Annotated in this window: 14 protein-coding genes; 9 read left to right on the top strand and 5 right to left on the bottom strand. The window is 40.6% G+C overall.

Annotated elements, in window-relative coordinates:
- The first annotated feature begins 166 nt into the window (after nucleotides 1-166).
- Nucleotides 167-817 (top strand): hypothetical protein, encoded by a 651-nt coding sequence (locus F0227_RS19370; protein WP_171754899.1) that lies wholly within the window; start codon nucleotides 167-169, stop codon nucleotides 815-817.
- A 131-nt stretch (nucleotides 818-948) separates the two neighbouring features.
- Here the strand turns inward: F0227_RS19370 and F0227_RS19365 are convergent, their stop codons facing one another.
- Nucleotides 949-1,911: a glycyl-radical enzyme activating protein gene (locus tag F0227_RS19365; protein ID WP_171754898.1), complete on the bottom strand. Its 963-nt coding sequence runs from the start codon at nucleotides 1,909-1,911 to the stop codon at nucleotides 949-951.
- A gap of 71 nt (nucleotides 1,912-1,982) precedes the next feature.
- A complete protein-coding gene (locus tag F0227_RS19360) occupies nucleotides 1,983-4,511 on the bottom strand; it encodes a formate C-acetyltransferase/glycerol dehydratase family glycyl radical enzyme (RefSeq protein ID WP_171754897.1) in 2,529 nt (842 codons plus the stop codon).
- A 579-nt stretch (nucleotides 4,512-5,090) separates the two neighbouring features.
- Between F0227_RS19360 and F0227_RS19355 the strand changes: the two genes are divergently transcribed.
- Nucleotides 5,091-5,831: a sulfite exporter TauE/SafE family protein gene (locus tag F0227_RS19355; RefSeq protein ID WP_171754896.1), complete on the top strand. Its 741-nt coding sequence runs from the start codon at nucleotides 5,091-5,093 to the stop codon at nucleotides 5,829-5,831.
- Nucleotides 5,832-5,940: 109 nt separating this feature from the next.
- On the opposite strand, the gene F0227_RS19350 is transcribed toward F0227_RS19355, so the two are convergent.
- Both F0227_RS19350 and F0227_RS19345 read right to left on the bottom strand, forming a co-directional pair.
- Complete coding sequence (locus F0227_RS19350) at nucleotides 5,941-7,800, bottom strand: hypothetical protein (protein WP_171754895.1); 1,860 nt, start codon at nucleotides 7,798-7,800, stop codon at nucleotides 5,941-5,943.
- Complete coding sequence (locus F0227_RS19345) at nucleotides 7,797-8,858, bottom strand: outer membrane beta-barrel protein (RefSeq protein WP_171754894.1); 1,062 nt, start codon at nucleotides 8,856-8,858, stop codon at nucleotides 7,797-7,799. The genes F0227_RS19350 and F0227_RS19345 overlap by 4 nt, the downstream gene beginning before the upstream one ends.
- A 682-nt stretch (nucleotides 8,859-9,540) precedes the next feature.
- On the opposite strand from F0227_RS19345, the gene F0227_RS19340 reads away from it, so the two are divergent.
- The 6 genes from F0227_RS19340 (at nucleotide 9,541) to F0227_RS19315 (ending at nucleotide 16,231) form a co-directional block, all read left to right on the top strand.
- Nucleotides 9,541-10,380, top strand: a complete 840-nt coding sequence (locus F0227_RS19340) for a GGDEF domain-containing protein (protein WP_171754893.1) — start codon at nucleotides 9,541-9,543, stop codon at nucleotides 10,378-10,380.
- Nucleotides 10,381-10,655: 275 nt separating this feature from the next.
- Nucleotides 10,656-11,603, top strand: coding sequence for an NAD(P)-dependent alcohol dehydrogenase (locus tag F0227_RS19335; RefSeq protein ID WP_171754892.1), 948 nt, complete (start codon nucleotides 10,656-10,658; stop codon nucleotides 11,601-11,603).
- Nucleotides 11,604-11,716: 113 nt separating this feature from the next.
- Complete coding sequence (yegD, locus tag F0227_RS19330) at nucleotides 11,717-13,069, top strand: molecular chaperone (protein ID WP_171754891.1); 1,353 nt, start codon at nucleotides 11,717-11,719, stop codon at nucleotides 13,067-13,069.
- Nucleotides 13,070-13,264: 195 nt separating this feature from the next.
- The gene (locus F0227_RS19325) at nucleotides 13,265-14,089 is read left to right on the top strand and encodes an ABC transporter substrate-binding protein (protein ID WP_171754890.1); all 825 of its coding nucleotides are present in this window, start codon (nucleotides 13,265-13,267) and stop codon (nucleotides 14,087-14,089) included.
- A 195-nt stretch (nucleotides 14,090-14,284) separates the two neighbouring features.
- Nucleotides 14,285-15,244: a transposase gene (locus F0227_RS19320; protein ID WP_171754889.1), complete on the top strand. Its 960-nt coding sequence runs from the start codon at nucleotides 14,285-14,287 to the stop codon at nucleotides 15,242-15,244.
- 459 nt (nucleotides 15,245-15,703) lie between these two features.
- Nucleotides 15,704-16,231: a hypothetical protein gene (locus F0227_RS19315; RefSeq protein ID WP_171754888.1), complete on the top strand. Its 528-nt coding sequence runs from the start codon at nucleotides 15,704-15,706 to the stop codon at nucleotides 16,229-16,231.
- A 228-nt stretch (nucleotides 16,232-16,459) separates the two neighbouring features.
- Here F0227_RS19315 and F0227_RS19310 read toward each other — a convergent pair whose 3' ends face one another.
- Nucleotides 16,460-17,776, bottom strand: a complete 1,317-nt coding sequence (locus F0227_RS19310) for an FAD/NAD(P)-binding oxidoreductase (protein WP_171754887.1) — start codon at nucleotides 17,774-17,776, stop codon at nucleotides 16,460-16,462.
- Nucleotides 17,777-18,466: 690 nt separating this feature from the next.
- Between F0227_RS19310 and F0227_RS19305 the strand changes: the two genes are divergently transcribed.
- A complete protein-coding gene (locus F0227_RS19305; RefSeq protein ID WP_171754886.1) occupies nucleotides 18,467-19,576 on the top strand; it encodes a bacteriohemerythrin in 1,110 nt (369 codons plus the stop codon).
- Nucleotides 19,577-19,802 lie beyond the last annotated feature (226 nt).

The raw sequence follows: 19,802 nt of genomic DNA, 5'->3' as shown, positions 1-19,802 counted from the left end.
GCTTCACGAGCAAATGCTTCTAGAGCTTTCTTATCCATGTTGCTTATCCTTAGCCATGACTGGCTTAATTATAAGCAGATACACAAATTAAATTACAGTCTCTATAGATGCCTTTAATCAGTTTGCTTACAGCGGCATTGCTGACCTTCCTCTGGATCTGGACTCCATGGCAAAAACAATCTGGCAATGTTGTTATACAGATTGTACTGCTCGTGATGCCGATTTTATGAACATGTTTATGATGAAGCCTGCGACCTCAGAGCAAGATGTTCGTCAGCAACTTGGCACTGTTGCTGACCAAGTTCAACAATACGCATTGGCGGAAACCACTCTGCAGATAAATGCTTTGATTCGGTTACCAAAAGTCTCTTCAAGTGAGTATCCACAGCTTTATCGCGGCGGGATGGCAATATCGGGTAACACATTAGATAATTTTGCACCTTCACTTGTTGAGTTTGCTGGGAATGCGGGGCCCACAAGTGAGCCTCTCATCTATCCATTTAAAGATGCGCTGGGAAATATGTTACAACCCGGCTCTATCATCACCTTGAAAACACCATGGAGCTTCTCAAATGATCTGGAAGGCGCCAAGGTGTGGCAACGAGGAGTGCTGGTAACCTGTAAACCACCTGAAGGATATGATGTGTGGCCGGGAGGGGCGGATATAACGGCATTTTCGTTGAACCCTGATACGTTCGAAGTCAACTTTCCACCAAACACCCGGTTAGAAATAGAGTCCTATGAGTGGATTACCATTCAGGGCAAACCGGTTTGTCATTTTATTATGAGGATGCTTGGCTATTTTGGCGGTAATTGATGAGATGTTCGCCTAGCTAAGCGGTCGCTGAGCGGTCATGGGTTTGGCCGCTGAGTGATTTAACTCATATTTAGTAGAGGTTAGGAGCGTTTTGATGCCCCTAACCGATTGGACTTGTTTATTTTATTGCCTTATATCTCGGGGGCTGTTTTTTCTTTGGTGCCCACTAAACAGTGTATACCTCGGCCATTAAAATAGTCGGCGATGTCATTAACTCGCTGTTGAAACTCCACCCTATCAAAGTTGAGATCTTTCATCGGGTAGGGCATAGCCAGCGATTGGTACTTCTCCTCACCAAGACGCATAAAGCTCAGCAGTTGTAAGGTTTTCACCTTTCCATCAAGTTCATCGAGAATAAAGTTTGCCGTTGCTTCCATATTGGCTGAGTTATCGTTGATCGATGGGATAACGGGAATTCTTAATATAAGCTCTTTGCCGGTAGCAGAAAGCTGTATTAGGTTTTGCAATATTTTGTGGTTATCTACCCCTGTGTGTAGTTTATGCTGTTCACTGTTCATGAGCTTTATGTCAGCAATAAATAGATCTGTATAAGGGAGTAGCTTATCGATTCGTTGCCAGTTGGAGTACAAGCTTGATTCTAGGCAAGTGTGAATACCTTCTTGTTTGCACGCTTTAAAAAGTGCTAAAACAAAGTCACTTTGAAGCAAGGGTTCGCCGCCGGACACGGTTACTCCTCCGCCCGATCGTTGGTAAAATCCTTTGTCTTTCAAAATGATCTTCATACATTCGTCCACTGACATAGATTGCCCCCACTGTTTAATGGCTTCAGAAGGGCATTCATCGGAACAGATGAGGCAATGTGTGCACGTATCTCGATCTATTTTTTGCAAACTGGAATCTGAGAAAATAAGCATAGTGTTATCGGGACAGACATCGATGCATGAGCCACATTTATCTGCGGTGATGCACTTGTTGTGATAGACACCAACCTCAATCTGCCTGTTAAAGCTTTCAGGGTTCCCGCACCAATCACACCGTAGTGGACAGCCTTTTAAGAAGAACTCAGTACGAATGCCGGGGCCATCATGTAAAGTGAATCGTTGAATATTTAGAACCGTTGCTTGGGCTGCCACGTTCAACCTCAATGTTGTAATGTTGAAGAATTGAGAAGAATCGGTGGGCAGAAATCTGCCCACCAGTACGGTTAAAACCTTAATTCCGTTCGTTGAATCAGGTCATCTTGCAATGGTTTACCTAGTTCAACAAAGTAAGCACTGTATCCCGCAACGCGCACCAGCATATCTTTGTACATGTCAGGGTTCTTTTGCGCAGCTTTCATTTTCTCTGAGCTCATAATATTGAACTGAACGTGCATACCTTGCTTAGCGATGTACTCATCGATAAAGCTGACTAAGATATCTCGTCCTTCAACACCAGAAACCGCATCTTCCGGGAACCTTAAGTTTAATAAGGTGCCGTTAGTGGCAAGGCTATGATCGACTTTGGTGACAGAGTTAATGATGGCGGTTGGGCCACAAATATCATGCGAGCCTCCAGCGGTATGAACCGGTCCCATATTGTCTGAAATGGGTTCTTGGTTTTTCCTGCCATCCAGTGAAGCGTTGGTATATAGCCCCATGCCTACATTGGCATTAACGGTATACACTCCGGGACTGAACTTACCGCCTCTAGGGTTTTTACGTCCCTTTATATGACGGCAGTAACACTCAAACATGAAGCTAAACAGTTGGTCTGCTTCATCAATGTCGTTACCGTAATGAGGGATTTTTGAACTGTTGACCAGTGCGTAGAGTTTATCGTTGTCTTCCCAGTTGTTTTTAACGGCGTCTAACAGCGCTTTGCCGCTATATTTTTTGTCATCAAACATCAACTTTTTGATGGTAGCTAATGAGTCAGCACACGTTGCTATCCCCGCGGCTTGAGGGGCGGTGCCGTTGTACTTGGCCCCTCCATACGTCATGTCTTTTCCTGACTCTATACAGCCTTCAAAAAATGCAGAGATGTAGGGCGTCGGTTTGATCATGCGATGAATTTTATCGGTAATATTTAAGCAGCTACACAATTGATCGCACCAGTAAGCAAACTGTTTATCAACGCTTTCTAACACCTCTTCAAAAGTGTTATAGGTTTCTAAACTACCCGTGTTCGGGCCTAACTGTTGGCCTGCATTGGGGCCGGCTAAGATCCGACCGCCATTGATGACCATTTCCATCATTTTTGCGGTATTTACGTAACCTGCATCAAGCCAGCCATGCTCTTTTCCCGGTATGGAGGGTTCAACGCAACCAACGACGGCATAATTTCTGGCTTCTTCTAGGGTGACTCCCTTTCCTTGCATTGCTTTAATAGCTGGTCCGTCATTAAACAATTTAGGGTGACCATAACCGGCGCGAATGCACTCAATGGTTTTAATTTTTAACTCATACGGGCTGTTTTCATGCAAGCGTAAACAGACCCAAGGGTTCATCATTCGAGTATGAACAGAGGCTTCTAACATCAGCATTGTAAGGTCATTGGTGGCGTCATTACCTTGTTCATCCACTCCACCAATAGTGAGGCTTTCGCCACCAAAACCACGGCCGTTACGAACCTTAACCGTGCCTTTGTCTTTCAGCTTTGTTGGGTTGTTCATTTTTACATACAGAACTTCAATAAGTTCTAGTAGAAAGGTTTTTGGGGTTGCGTGCTGTTTTATCTCTTGGTCATAAAACGGAAAGAGCCACTGATCCATTCGACCATAAGAGATAGAGTGACCGTTCCCCTCTATTTGAGTAAGAGTGATGGCAAAGTTAAACAACTGCAATGCCTGCCAAAAGCTCTGAGGTACACCACCTGCAATTTGCTGACAGTTGGCCGACATGGTGAGCAGCTCGTTCTTTCTATTGGCGTCTTTTTCATTTTCTGCCATCTCTTTGGCGAGTTGTGCATAGCGGGCAATATAGCTTTTCGCGGCTTGCAAGGTGATGATGGTGGCGTTGTAGTAGTCTCGTTTTTCACCAAAATCGGGATCTTGTTTCGATAACTTTGCGAGATGCTGCTGTGCTTGCTGTAATACACCGTCATAGCCAAGCGTCATTAGTTTGTTAAAGTCCATGGCAAAATGCCCAATACCAGCAAAATGGTAATTGTTGGTTTGGAACACTTTTTCACCCATATGCGAGCCTTTCTTTTGGTCGTCATCTAGGTGTGCAGTTATGAACTCGTTAGCGCTTTTGCCTTTCCAGTATTCACAAAGTTGAAGAATCTCTGCTCGTTCCTCTTCATTTCGAATGTAGAACTGATCATTAGATCGCTCTTCAAATGGCGAGTTGAGAATTTCGTCAATGATCCAATCCACTGAAAATTCAGGATAAATAGGAGAAGCCTTAGCGGGGGCTGCGATCTCCCCCAAAATAAGGTCGTTATCATAAATGTGTAGGGTGGTGTTGAGTAGAATGTTCTCAAATGCGTATGCGCACTGAAGAATGCGAGGTGTGGTTTCGTGATCTTTATAGGCTTGAGTGACTAAGCGTAATCTCTCCACATCAATATTATAAGGTCTATCTAGAAAAGCTTGGCGTAGCTTGTTGACTCTAGGGTAAGGGGACCAATCTTCGTGACCGACTTGATAACCCAAGCCGTAGACTTTATCAAACTTATCCACCCCACAAGCTAACGTATGACAGTCTGTTGTTTCAAACAAACTCTCGTTTTCTAGCTGGAAATTATCCATGGTTTACCTCTTAATTTTTAAAATAGAATTCTTTGCTAAATCAAATGGTTAAGGAGAGACTTTCGCTTCTGTCATATCCTCCGGAATGAATGCTGGCACTGAGACCTTAGAAGCGGGGGAGGAGCGGCGGTGTCTGCTGTTTTATTGTTATTTTGTTAGTAGTGTTGATTAACGTACTTTTTTCGACACCATTTGCTTAGTTGTGTTTTTGTACATAAAGCGACATATCGGACTTGGACGGCGAAAATTTAAATTTAAAGTCGGCCATTGTGAGTATTGGTGAGAACAGGAAATCTTCCAAGCGCTCTATATAACTTAAATCGGTGTTGTAAGCCTAAATTTATAGGGCTTAGTCTTCATGTTGTCATTATACGAACTCGCTAAATTACATCTGAGATTGCTGTCACAAAGTGAAATCAAATAAACAAAAATCAACATAATGTGACATGATTGGTGGTAATTTTGTTGATTAGGTTTATAGTATCGCTATATTTTTTAGGCTTAATAATGGATTTGTTTCATATCCATATTGGGTGATTTTAACCACAGAGCGAGATATCGCCTTTTTTAGGACGAAAGATGGACACCTCCATTATATTAGTGTCGATGATTATTGCATTGGCGGGATTCACCCAAGGCTTAACGGGGTTTGGCTCTGCATTAGTTTCGGTGCCGCTACTCTCACTTCTTGTTGGCGCTCAAACAGCGGTACCTATAGCGGGTATTTTTGGTTGGCTTGTTACGTTACCTATTGTGTGGAAAATGCGTCCTCATATTCAACATAAAACAGGGTTAATTCTGTTTGCAGGTTCTGTTCCCGCCTCTTTTGTAGGGGCTAAGCTTTTGGCCAGCCTACCTCCTCATTATATCTTGCTCACTATGGGATTGGTGTTGGTCGTTTCTAGCATACATTCGCTACGTTCTTCTAAGCCTTTGTTCCGCGAAACCTCTATTCCCGTCACGGTTGGTGCTGGGTTTACTTCCGGTATATTGGGAGCCAGTGTTGGTGAGTCGGGTCCTCCGGTGATTGCTTACACCTCGATGCAGCCGTGGAGTGCCGACCAAGTAAAATCAACATTGGCATTTTTCTTTATGTTGCAGATGATTGGCGCCAACATCAGTTTTTGGAATGAAGGGTTAATAACGGAGCAAGTAGTGTCACTGGTTATGTCTGCTATGCCTGCTTTTGTCATAGGTTTAGCGGGTGGAATGGTGGCGTATCACTTTATGCAGAAATATAAGATTGATTATCACCGTATTGTGCACTGCTTTTTGTTGGTAATGGGCTGTGCGTTAGTGATTAAAAATATTCATTTTTGAGTGTTTTGATCTTATATAAGAAATCTTGACATCAAATAAGACATCTTAAAACAAGATGTCTTATTTGTGCTTCATTGATATGGAATATTTCGTATTGCTTCTAGTTTAGTTACTGGGTGTCAATGGAAGAGATCAATTCAGGGGTATCACTCTCTTCCATCTCATTCACAGGGTTATTTAGGTAGTATCTCATTTCATCTTCGAATGATGGCCTACTCGGACCTACAGGAGATAATTTTCCCCAATAAACGATGAGGCCATTATTTTTTATCGCGATAAACCCACTATAAGCGGGGAAAATTTTCATAACGTTAGAACTTAGTTCCTGACTTACACTACTTGAATCTCCTCCATTATCACGATATCCCCAAGTAACCACACTGCCATCTTCTTTTATAGCCGCATAGGCTGTTTCGTTATGATAAACATGTTCAATACCGGATAAATCCACCTCTCCGGGCATGATTACAGTGCTGCTGCTAGACATTCCCCAAGTTACTGCGCTACCATCACTTTTTAATGCGGTGTAACCAAAAGTCTTACTGGCCGGATAAATGGCTACTACGTCGGAGCTTAAATCGACACTACTCGAATCTCCACCAAGACTACGTTTTCCCCAAGTGATAACGCTCCCTCCTTCTTGTAAAGCAGCGAAGGAGCTGGTATTTGTATAAACCTTGGTTATATTGGAAAGCTCTTCATCGGTGGGGATGGTATAACTTAAGTCAGTTGTAGGAAAACCCCAAGTAACAACCTCCCCTTCTTTTGTTAAAGCAGCAAATGCGTTATATCCACCAACTATGTCTACTACCCCCGATCTTAGTTTTTCATCCGCTGTGGGGTGACGAGGAAGATATTTAGACACACCGGATCCTAATCCGCGGATGCCTGACCAAGTGACAACGGCATTTTCTTCGTAATGCTCGTTCTTCTCTGTTATTACTGCAATATCAATGTTGTCACCGTTACCGATAGAAGTGTGAACACTTTTGGCTTTTACATTGTCCAAATCAATATTAAACGCTTTGTACTGTAAGCCAGAAGCCCATCCAAATTCATCTCGTGAGTTGCCTGTTCTTCCTTCTCCCCAAATAATCACTTTCCCGTCATCTTTTAACGCAACAAAAAAATCCCCATCGTAAATAGAAGTCGCTGTCGTTATACTAACCACACCGGACTTTAGCTCTTCAGCTACATCTTGGCTATTATATGTATTCTTCCCCCAAGTGACCGCACTGCCGTCCTCTTTTATCGCGACAAAAGCCTCATTTCCCCCATGTATTGAGACAACACCTGAAGCGAGTTTTTCCTTCAGCTCTTCAGTTTGAATTACTCCCCAAGTTTGAATTCCCCAAGTGACAACACTACCATCATCTTTTAGAGCCGCAAAAGAGCGTATTGTTGAGACAATGTCAGTTACACCTGAAGCTAGCTTGGTTTGAGTCAATTCGGGTTGTTGGCTGATACTTGCTTCACCCCAACTGATTACTTTCCCATTCGACATGAGAACCGCAGATACCATCTCATTTTCAAGGTAAGCATCCTTCAGTAATACATCGGGAAAGTAATACTTCACCAACGATCCATTAATTTGAGCATGCTGTGCAACCAGCTTAAGGTTCTTAGCGTAGTAGCGTTTGTCCCAGTTGAGATTGGCGGAAGGTTGAACAATATCGGGATTACTTGGGTTGTTGGATTCGTCATAAACACCGTCTTCGTTTACATCAATAATCCAACGATATTGAAAGTTTTGATCAATACAGCCCTCGCACTGAGCTTTTGCTTTTAGCGAGCCGGTGGCGTTTACACCATAAAAAGCCCCCTCTTTGGTTAAACTGGCATTGGAGATGTCTATAACCGGTAAAGAGTCTGTGTTTTCAGCACTTAAAAATCCACTTTTTCCGTTGCATCCAATGAGAAAGGCGGTAACAAAGAACAACAAAGGTAAATGGTTTATTTGAGTTTTCATAAGCGTTCGTCCTTAGCTGCATCATTTTGTGAATGATCTGATTCGCACTGCATGGTTAGCTCCACATCGACTCGTCGATATTGAATGTCTGGAATCATTGGATCTGTTTCATCGAAATGTTGATTGCCATACCACTGAATCTCTTCTGCAAATTCAGATGCAAAGCGTTCTCTTATGGATTGTGCTTTGTTTTCAGCACGGGTATGAGATAAGTCCAGATTGAACTGACGAGAGCCGGTATTGTCTGCAAACCCTTGATATTTCGCACTAGTGGGCAAACAGTTTGGGTAGCGTTCAAATAAACTTTCTAAACGATAATCCGTTGCGACTTGATCAGACGCGATATCGAAGTAGTGAGTGGTTTGAATAATGAGAGTCTCTTTATTCTCTTGAGCCATTATTGGTTCGGAAACGGAACTGGGATCTGGCTCTGAAGGAGATAAAGCGGTTGCTGGTACCGGATCGGATATGATGTCGGTCGCCGGGCGTAAGGTAACAGCATCTCCTTTTGTATTGGTTGCCCGCCAACTAAGACCTAGAGAAATAAGGTGCGAATCAGTGTGGTGGATTTTTTCTGTACCTAGACCATCAATAAACTGGTACTCGATTCGAGATTTCCAGTAATCATTTAATGTATGTTCATACCCCACACCAACCAGAGGGGCAACGCCAGTATCATAACTATTATTGTTTTTTCCGAGCCAAAAGGCGGGACCTGCTTTCACAAAAAACTCATCTTGATTGTTGGTTAGCCAGTTATATCGAACAGAGCTATCTGCTACGGTAAAGCCACCGCTTAGGCCACCTTTATCTCTCTCTTTTGTTTTACCCAATTGATATAAACTAAGCTCTGCTCCCCATCGTGGTGTGAGGCCTATTTGCGTATATATTCCAGCGGCCCACGAATCTGGAGAACTAAGTTGATTGTCATAGATGTGATAGCCCAGCTTAGCTCCAATTTCAGCGTCTTGAGCAGCATATAAAGGGAGAGAGTAGAGTGAGAATGACGATATTAAACACAGTGGTGATAGGTATATTTTATTTATCTTTATAGACACAAGTATAATACTCCTCTATTAATACAAATCAGTATTAAGTGAATTGTTATTTAATTAACTAATACTGATTTGATTGTTTTGTTTAATAGGTGGGGTAAATGATTTTATGAACGCCCCATAGGTGGAAACTTTCATATAGCTTGGTGTCTATCTCAATAGCATATTTAATAATTAAAAATACAATAATGAGAAAGAATAGATAACTATAGTTATGTAGTAACTTAGTTCTATGTTTTATAAGTTGTTTTTTATTTTATTTTATTTAGAGGGTTTTAATAATATGGATAAAGCTATATTGTATTCTTTAATTTTATAATTATGTTTATTAAGATAAATTAGTCATATCAATTGGTTTTTATTTTCTCTTTTGAGTTAAAAAGTACTCGTGTTCACTTTATTAGACTTTTTTCGAGCGGCAGTTGGTTGGCTGCTTAGTATTTCTTCGGTTTTGTTTGTAAATCTTTAATGCAATGTTATTTTTTGTGTTTAAATTACTTAAATATTATATGTGAACGAGGTTTTTAAGAAAATAAACAGAAAAATATAACAAAAGTGAGACAACTTGGTAAATATAATCATTGAAACATTGTAAATGCCCGTGTCTAATACGCCGTTTTGTAGAGAATGCATTAATTAGTGCATTGGTTTAGTGATCAAAAAGATGAGTAAATCAGAGTATTCAATGGAAATAAGTGAACAACTTCAGAGACACTTTTTTGAGTCCTTCCCTGGCTTTCTAAGTATTCGCGATGAACAGCATCGTTTCGTTTTTATTAATGAGAACTTTATGGAGTGGATAGCCGAGTATACGGATGCGAATCCTATGGGCAAAACCGCCCCTGAATTTGCCAAAGAGGTACCAGATAATGTCGCAGAGATGTTGAACTCTTGCCATGATGAAAGTTTACGTTTCTTATCTTTGGGTGAATGTTTACCTAAAATACTTAAATTTGCTGGTCACAAAGGTGATCAGTTTTTTGAGATCATTAAGTTTAAGCAACAGGTAGATGACGGGGAATTTATTTTTACCACAGGATTTGATGTCACTAAGCTTCATGTGAGTGCCAAATTGTACAAACAGAAGAGTTTGACCTGTGGCTTAACAGGGCTTCGAAACCAAAGAGCATTGGTTGAAAAGTTAGAAGGTAACCCTGAGTTTTCTGGTGTGGTGATTGCTATTGATCTGGATCGTTTTAAGCAAATTAACGATGAGAATGGCCACATAAAGGGAGATCGAGCTCTTAAGAGTTTTTCTCGTATCTTGGTCGACACATTCCGTAAACGTGATTTTATTGCACGAGTGGGAGGGGACGAGTTTTTGGTGATCTGTGAAGATCTTGTGTCGAAAACCAGTGTTATGCATAGAATTGGCTTGCTGGAAGATAAATTCACAGAAGTGTTTGGTGAGAAATACCCATATCTTAATTGGAGCTGGGGAAGCGTTGAACATACCGGTCATTTAAGAGAAGCCATAGATATGGCAGATAAGATTATGTATCAGCATAAACATAGTCGGCTCTGAAGGTGAGAAATAAACGTCTATCTGCCGCTAATTTGGACAGATATACTCAAGTGACCTCAGGCTGCAGGATTCAGAGCGGCATCAACAGGTTCAGTTCAAGAAAGACAATCGAATGAATGGTATTCCCTCTCATGGTTATCGTGTTGCTTTATAGCAAACCATTGTTATAACTAAGCTGTACATCTTTAAAATTCAGCAACCAATGAAAGACAGACAGAATCTGTTGCTATACTCGACCAGTGTTCGTAATTTTCCATTCGTTGAAGGAGCCGTCATTGGAAGCGTGTATATACAGACAATTTGGCAAAGAAGAGGTATTAGAGTGGGTTGAGGATTGGCCCGAACCGAGTTGCGGTCCCAATTCTTTGATCATAAAAGTTGCCGCCAGCAGCATCAATCCGAAAGATGCTTTATTACGTAAGGGAAAATTTAGTAAAACATTGGCGCGTGAACCGCTACCTAGAATAACGGGGATGGATCTATCTGGCACGGTTGTACAAGTGGGAGAGAATGTCACTCGCTTCAATATAGGCGACTCTGTCTACGGCATGACTAATCATTTTTCTGGTGGCGTGTTAAGTCGCTATACCGAACTTAAAGAAACAGAAGCTGCCTATGCTCCGGTAGCAATACCACTTGTAGAGGCTTCGTCTATTCCATTAGCAGGGCAAACCGCTCTACAAGCGCTTCGAGATGTCGCTAAAATAAGCTCTGGTAAAAAAGTGCTCATTACCGGAGCAAGCGGCGGTGTGGGTCACTTTGCTATTCAACTGGCAAAACATTTTGCAGCAGAAGTGCATGGACTGTGTAGTACTCGAAATATCGATTTTGTGTCGTCACTAGGGGCTGATAGCGTATATGACTATACCGTTAATCACCCCTCTAAAATCGATCAGCAGTATGATGTTATATTTGATGCCGCAGGTAGGTTTAAGGCCGGAGATTTTGCAAAGCAATTGCGCAAAGATGGTATCTTTATAACCACGCTTCCTTCCAATCAATCTCTTATTTATGAATTTCTTGCTCGGATGAAACTAAATAAAAAATCGCGACTTGTGGTTGTACGCTCTATATCTAGCGATCTGAATTATTTAGCAAGCTTAGTGGACAGTGGTGAGCTATACCCTCATATAGATAAAGTGTATGAGAAAGCTCAAGTAATAGCTGCGCATTCTCACATTCAAAGCGGTCATTCAAGAGGCAAAGTGGTTGTTTCTATCTAGCTCTATCAGATTAACATGACCTATATATTCAAGAGTAAAAAGAGTGACTTCAAAAGTACTAATAAAATCTTTAAACTGCACGGTTTTGTCGCTGACCGCAATAAGGTTTACATATGTCTATTGGTTTTGATTTTGGTACTGCAAACTGTTCGGTTGCGCGTTATTTTGACAATAAAATGCACTTGCTTCCGCTGTCTGGCGGTGATTTCTATGTCCCTTCTACCCTTAGCGCTCCAAGTGCAGAAGCGATCTCTGAGTATCTATTTCGAAGCTTGGGAATATCCCCTTTAGATGAGAATGGTGAAACTCTTCTTCGTAGAGCAATTAAAACCAACCGTGAAGAGGGGCTAAAGATACTCGCTGATGATGTTCACTTTGGTCAATCAGCCCTTGAGAATTATCTGGAAGACCCCAGGTTTGTCTACTTTGTTAAGTCACCAAAGTCGTTTCTCGGCACATTAGGCTTACGAGATATGCAAATCTCGTTCTTTGAAGATCTTGTTTGCGCCATGATGGCTAATATCAAGCAGAAAACAGAACATATCTTAGATGCACCTGCCACCGATGTCATGATTGGCAGACCAATAAACTACCATAGCCGAGGCGGAGAGAAATCTAACCAGCAGGCAATTAACATAATGACGAGAGCGGCTAAACGGGCAGGGTTTAAGCATGTTGAGTTTCAATATGAGCCTGTCGCGGCGGGTTTTGAATATGAGTCGACGCTGACATCAGACAAAATGGTTTTAGTCATCGATATTGGTGGTGGTACGTCGGACTGTTCTTTAATTCGTATGGGGCCGAGCTGGCGGAACAGAACGGAACGAGCAGACTCATTACTGGCTCACCGTGGACGATCTACCGGTGGCAACGACTTGGATATCGCCATCGCTTTTAAGAGGTTTATGCCGGAGTTTGGATTAGGAACTTTGCAATTATCAGGCTTACCTGTACCCATTCCTCCGTTTTGGAACTGTATCGCAATCAATGATGTTGTCGCGCAGAGAGATTTTTACAATCTTGATAATCTAAAGCAGATAAAAGAGTTACAGAAAAACGCGGTAAATGCAGAAAAGCTAGCTCGGTTAGCTTATGTTCACCAAGGTACGCTCGGCCATAGTATTGTTCAGCAAGCTGAAAAAACAAAGATTGCCTTGGGAAGTGAGATTAGCCATGAAGCAACATTAGATCTACTGAAAGAACAGATTAATGTTGGTGTGACACAGCAGCAGGTGGCCGAAGCAGTTGAAGCCCCTTTTAATAAAATACGAGCGCTTATTAATGATATTCAGCGACAAGCAGCCACAAAACCGGATGTTGTCTATCTAACCGGCGGCTCTGCTCGCTCACCAATGCTAAGACAATCAATTAAAGCAGTGTTTCCCGACATTCCAATCGTCAGTGGCGATTACTTTGGATCCGTTACCGCAGGCTTAGCGCGCTGGTCTGATTTATGTTTCCGTTGATTGAACGGGATTGATTGAACGGGGACACACACCAAATGAGATCAGATCGAAAGAGCAATTTTTACGAAATGGATGGTGTAGTGGACAAAGGCGAAGAGCTTCAGTAATCCAATTAACAAATTGGTTAGTTAATAGCGTGTAGAAAAGCCATTTAGAGACTAGACTTGAGTTAATACTACGTTTCTATTGAAGCTGATGACGAACATAAAAATAACGTTAACTCGGGCTGTATTGGTACTTTTTCTCTCATTTAGCTTACAAGCAAAGGAGGATATCTCCGTTACAGTTTATGGTGACGGTTATTACCCTCCTTTTTCATGGCAACAAGATGGTAGATTTGTTGGTATTTATCCCACCATTTTAAGAAACGCCTTTGATAGAATGGATGGCTATGACATAAAGATAGTGCCTGTCCCGTGGAAAAGAGGATTACACATTCTTAAGTATGGTAAGGCATTTGCACTATTTCCCCCTTATTATCATCCCAAAACAAGACCTTATATGTCGTACTCCGTTCCTATTTTGGAAGAAAAGACTCGATTAGTTTGTCATAAAGACTTTTTTGGCAAATCTAGAGAACGTTGGCCAGAAGACTTTTACGGCGCTTCAATTGGTAGAAGTTTAGGGTATTTAATTGGCGGCGAAAGTTTTCAGGAAGCTATTGAACAAAAGAAGATTAAGGTTATAGAGCTACAAGACAGTAATCACAACTTGATGTTGATGGTTGGCAATGGCCGTATTGATTGTTATGTAGATGAAGCTAGTGCTCTTGAGGTAGAACTGAACTATCTTAAAGCCTCTTTAGAATACAAGACGCTTGCTGAGAATATATTTATGGGACCAATTGTTAATCACCAAAGAGGGTACTTAGGGTTTACGAATGAAAACCTTGATATGTATCCATACAAAAATGATTTTGTTAATAAATTCAATCAAATAATACTAGATATGCAAAAGTCAGGGGATATTGAGCGTGTCATTAATGAAAGTTTAAAAGCTTATCAAGAAGATCTTAAGTGAAGAAAAGCAAGGAGAAGAGCAAGGATATACACCATAAGTATGAAATAAGTTTGATTTTGCCGAAATTAAAGATCAAGGACACACATCATAAGTATGAAATAAGTTTGATTTTGTCGAAATTGTCTATTGAGCGGCAGTTCAACTGATCAATCATTGATAGGTTAACGTCAATTAATGTTTATAGCGGATTTCACTTTGACAACTGCAAGAAGACAACTCATCTCCGTTGACGCTACCTCTTACTACCATTGCGTTTCTCGTTGCGTAAGACGCAGTTTTTTGTGTGGTGAAGATGAGTTAACCAACATCAGTTATGAACATCGCAGAGGCTGGATTGAGCAAAAAATTTATGCTCTTACCCAAGTCTACTGTATTGATGTTTGTGCCTACGCCATAATGAGCAATCACTATCATTTAGTTCTGCATATTAACAAAGATAAAGCCGTGACTCTGTCTCCGCATGAAGTGGTTGAACATTGGAGTCGTGAGCACAAATTGCCTGCTATTGTCCAGCGTTGGTTAAACAAACAGTTAACGAGTCAAGTAGAGGAAGTTAAATGCGCTGAACTTATTGAAGTGTGGAGGGAAAGACTGTGGAGTTTGAGCTGGTTTATGAAAGAGCTCAATTACGATATTGCGTGCCGAGCTAACCGAGAAGACAGTTGTACTGGACATTTTTGGGAAAGTCGATTTAAAAGCCAGGCGTTACTAGATGAAAAAGCGCTTGCGGCTGCGATGGTGTATGTTGACCTAAATCCTATTCGCGCAGGTGTCGCTAAAACACCCGAGACCTCAGAGTTTACCTCAATAAAAGCTAGAATTAATGCGCTTAATAACAACGTTTTTACTGCTCCTTGCTTGCATCCATTTGTGGGTAGTTCACCTAGAGAAGATGAAGAAGGTATTCCACTTAGGCTGATGGATTACATTGAACTAGTTGACTGGAGCGCTCGCATAATTCAAGAAGGGAAGGCCAGTTTAGATAAAAGCTTTCCTCCGATTTTGACACGTTTGAACTTCAGTCAAACACGCTGGATAACGATATGCTCAGCACTAGAAAAAACACGTTCATCTGCAATTGGGAGTTATATTTGCATTGAAAAAGCAAAGATCGCTTTGAACAAGAAAAAGATGCAAATCTATCAACTGGAATAAGTGAGAATATTCACATTCACCTTAATCTCAAAACACATTCCATTCCTTTTACTATAAAAGTGCTTTGGAGTGCACTGAAATTCCTGTTTATCTGCTACACCATATCAAGTTTCCTGACAAAACAACCGCCAATAACCAAATGATATAAGCCCAGTATATACAACGCGGTTGACACCAATGTCAGCACATTTCATATGCACTTACGTTTCTTGAAGTGTGTGTCCTCGAATGATTTCCTTACGTTTTTTTGAAGTGTGTGTCCTTGAACGATTGCTAAGGTGTATGATCTAAAAATCAGTGTAGTATTGGTTAACTCTTTGTTATATTAGGTTTTAATGCGTTTCATCGAATTGGAATATCAGTAGGTTTTATTATATTGATATGAGACCTGGAGAGGTTGCCATTGGAGCGTTTCTTACAGAATAAAATATTAGAACAATATGGCTTAGAGGAAATATGATGAAAAAAGTACTAATTGTTTTTGCTCTATTTATGAGTAGTGCAGCTTCATTTGCGGTGGAACTTGTTGAGTTTGAAGCACTAAATGGCAAGGTTGTTCTTCAAGTACCTAAGAAGTTTGCTCCGATGTCAACAGAGATGCTAAACCTTAAATTCCCTAGTAGTAGAAGACCGACAGAAGCTCTAAGCGACGAAACAGGTAGTGTATCTGTTGTGTTTAATCATACTGGTTCTGCTATGCGGCCATCAGATTTGAAAGCAGTTTATGAAGAAGTATCAAAGAGTTTCCACAATATATATCCGTCAGCTACATGGATTAGGGACGAAATTATCGAGCAAAACGGCCATGGCTTCATGGTTCTGGAGTTGGTTACTCCAGCTATAGACACAAAAATTCATAATATTATATATGGCACGTCTGTTAGTGGTCGATTTTTGATCGTTTCATTTAATACAACAGTCGAACTGTCTGATCCGTGGGTAAGTATTGGTAATAAAATTATGGCTTCTTTAAGAGTTGTAGACTAACAATTAATTTAGGAAAAATGTACAAGTCGATAGCTTGCCTGTTCGTTGGACAAATATTTAAGTGTGTGTCCTCTTTATGTCCTTTATGTCCTTTATGTCCTCTTTAAATTGTCAACGTTAATTATTAGACGGTTAGAGGAGATAATCATCTCTAACCGTCTAATAATTAGATAAAACGTCCATTACCTGAATTAAGAGAAGTAATGGACGTGAGTGGAGGTTACAGTCTTAAATAGGTGTATACCCATGTAACATGACGTCGTATACCGGACGTAGTAAGGTTTCTTCCATTCGCCAAGCCAATTCACTTTCGGCAAGAGGATCAACCACATGGAATGGTAGAGCCGTCATTGGTTGCATAGTGTAATCAAATTCCCAAAGCATAGCGTGGCCTACATCCAATATCATTGGGCATGATGTATAACCGCCCCATTTAGCACTTGGCTCTCGTCCCTCTAATATCGAACAAAGATTTTCTGTAACCACTGGGATTTGCGATTTTACTGAGGCCGCTGTTTTACCTATAGGCGTGCCAACACAATCTCCGATGCCAAACACATTACTGTAGCGCTTGTGTTGCAGAGTGTACTTATCCACTTCCATGTAGCCTTTGTATGACGAAGAGTCCGCTAATGCTGAGTCACGAACCACTTTTGGTGGTGTCATCGGTGGAACCACATGAATGAAATCCCAGTCGTGTGTTTTGTTTAAGCCATCTTTTGTCTTAAATGTTGCTGTTTTAGCACTGCTATCAACTGCGGTTAACACATGTTCATAGTTGGCTGAAATATCACGTTTTTTCCAAACTTCTTTTAGCTTTTGATCAAATGGTTTAACTGAGAATAGTTGCGCTTCAGAAGTAAAGTACTGGAAATTGAAGTTGGATCTGTTACCGGACTCTTGGGCAAAAAACTCCACTAAGTTTGTTGCTTTCATTGGTGCCCCTGCACACTTCATCGCACCTTGAGGCCGTGTAAATAGTGCATTACCGTTTGCTGAGTTTTCAACAAATTGCTGTGCTTGCTTAAAGCTTGCGATACCTGCTTCTGGACTATAGTAAATACTTGTTATGTTATTTCGTCCAATTTCATTGGTATCTAGGCCTTCAATAAGATCGTAGCGTAACTCCAACCCAGTTGAGACGATCAAATAGTCATATTGGATAGACTCACCGCTTTCGGTTTTTACCGTATTTGAGTCAGGAAGTAACTCAGATACTTTATCCTGTTTTAGAATGATATTTTCATCAATATATTTATCTATTGGGCTTACTACATCATTTTCAGTGGTATATGCACCTGCCAGTAAAAGAGTTTGACCCGGTTGATACCAATGAAATGATCTCGGCTCGATAACGGTGATTTTTGCACCGTCGAGGTATCGAGAGAGCATATTGGCAACACCAATACCTGCAGCTCCACCGCCAACGATGACAATATTAGCTTTGGTATCAACTTTATTAAGTTGATTGTAAGAGAGACCAATCGCTCCTAGTGCACCTATCCCAGCAGCAGATTTTAGTAATGTTCTTCTTGTTAACGTCATTTTCAAATTCCTTTTGAATCAACCATCCAATACATAGAAGAGGATGGCCAGGGCTCCATAAATAGTAAATCAATTGATATTTTTCTAAATAAGTATTTGCTAATAAAGTATAAGCTTTATTAATTCGATTTCATAATACTTTTTTGTTCTATCTAAATGAGTTGGTAGCTCTGTTTGTGCTTAACACTTTAAAATCCACACTCTGGACGTTAGCTGTGTTTTTCAGGTTTAAGTTGGATTTTTTGGCGAGAATACGAAAGTGAAAAGTTAAGTAGATACTTGGATGATCACGACCTAATGGCTTATAAAGCTGAAAAGAGGAATCGATTAGCGTTATCCGTTAACTTACTAACTCAGCATGTGAGAAATGAAGGTTGTTCTCTATAACAATTTGATTTAAATATATTTTAAAGTGCCTGTCCTTTTAAGTTCTTATCAAGTTCTCAGTTGAGGTATTTGGTGTGTGTCCTTTTAAGTTTTTTCAAGTTTCTTGATTTGATCTTGTTAAATGGTGAGCGAGGAGGAGGAAAAGTTGTTTCCGATAGACAATTTATAGCTTCTTTAACTATATGATTATCAATAGGATAGACTTAATATGTATTTGATTTAGTTTATGGTTCGGATAAACTCCCAGCATATAGTGTGGAAGCAAAACTTCTGTAAGAAACGCTCAACGAATTTGGATCAATAATGTCATATAAAGATATTGTGGTTTTTCCATGGAATCGCAACTTTGAAACCGGAATAGAAGCTATTGACGATCAGCATAAAGAGCTTGTTTCAATACTAAATCAACTCGCTAATACTCTTGTCTACGATAACCCGGTGGAAGTCTCTGCTGTATTCAAAAAACTAGCTGACTATGCGTCTTATCATTTTACTGAAGAAGAGAAGATCTGGAACGAATACTTCCCAGAAGACGCATGGATTAACTCTCACAGTTTAAGCCATTCATCATTTCTACCCAATGTTATGAAGATCAAAGAAGATGCTTCAGATAGGATATGGCAGGACATAACGGAAAGCATAATTCAGTTTCTAATACGATGGTTGGCATTCCACATATTAGATGACGATAAAAAAATGAGCTTTGTGGTACAAGGCGTTATGAGTGGTCAAAGCTTTTCAGAAGCTAAAAACTCCGCAGAAAAACAGATGAAAGGCTCTACCAGCATACTAATAGAGACAGTCCTCAGTATGTATGATGAGCTCTCTTCTCATGCGATTGAATTGATTCGTGAAAGGCATAAGCGCGTAAAAGTAGAAGAAGAGTTACGGACTTTAAATGACAAACTGGAGCAGATAGCGATTACTGATGAGTTGTCAGGATTATTTAATCGTCGATATTTTAATATGATGATTGATACCGAGATGCAACGAGCTATTCGGGATCAGCGGCTACTTAGCTTTATTGCTCTAGACTTAGACCACTTTAAATCTATAAACGATTCGCTGGGTCATTCGAAAGGTGATGAAGCTATTATGAAAGTTAGCGCCACAGTCTCAAGTCTTTGTAAGAGAGCGGGTGATTTTGTGTTTCGAATCGGAGGAGAGGAGTTTTTAGTGGTTGTATCTGGCTCTAGCACCCCAGAGGTATTCAAGCTAGCTGAACAAATCAGAGAAAGTATTGAGAAGATCACTATATCTCACACTGAAAAAGGTTTAACTCACCAGTTAACCACCTCTATTGGTGTATTTAGCCAAATTCCTCAGCTAGGTGATGACTACAGTGTTTACTTAAATAGCGTTGATGAGGCGCTTTATAAGGCGAAAAGCAGCGGAAGAAATATGGTCGTTTAAGCAAGTTAATACTTCACCTCATTAGCTTGTTTGCACCGCATTATTTCAATTCTAAACGTCCTAAACCTTTAAGGACACACACCAAAATTACACACCAAAATTAAAGGACACACACCAAAAAATATCTCTTATGTACAGCTCATTTAGCATTTGGATCACCATGATCTTTTGTCTAAATAAACTGCACAGAGAAAATTATCAACGAGTCGTGTTCTAATTTATTGTT

The organism is Vibrio sp. 99-8-1, assembly GCF_013114595.1.
GTDB lineage: Bacteria > Pseudomonadota > Gammaproteobacteria > Enterobacterales > Vibrionaceae > Vibrio.
Note: the sequence above shows the minus strand (reverse complement) of the source record. Positions and strands in the feature narration are given on the sequence as shown.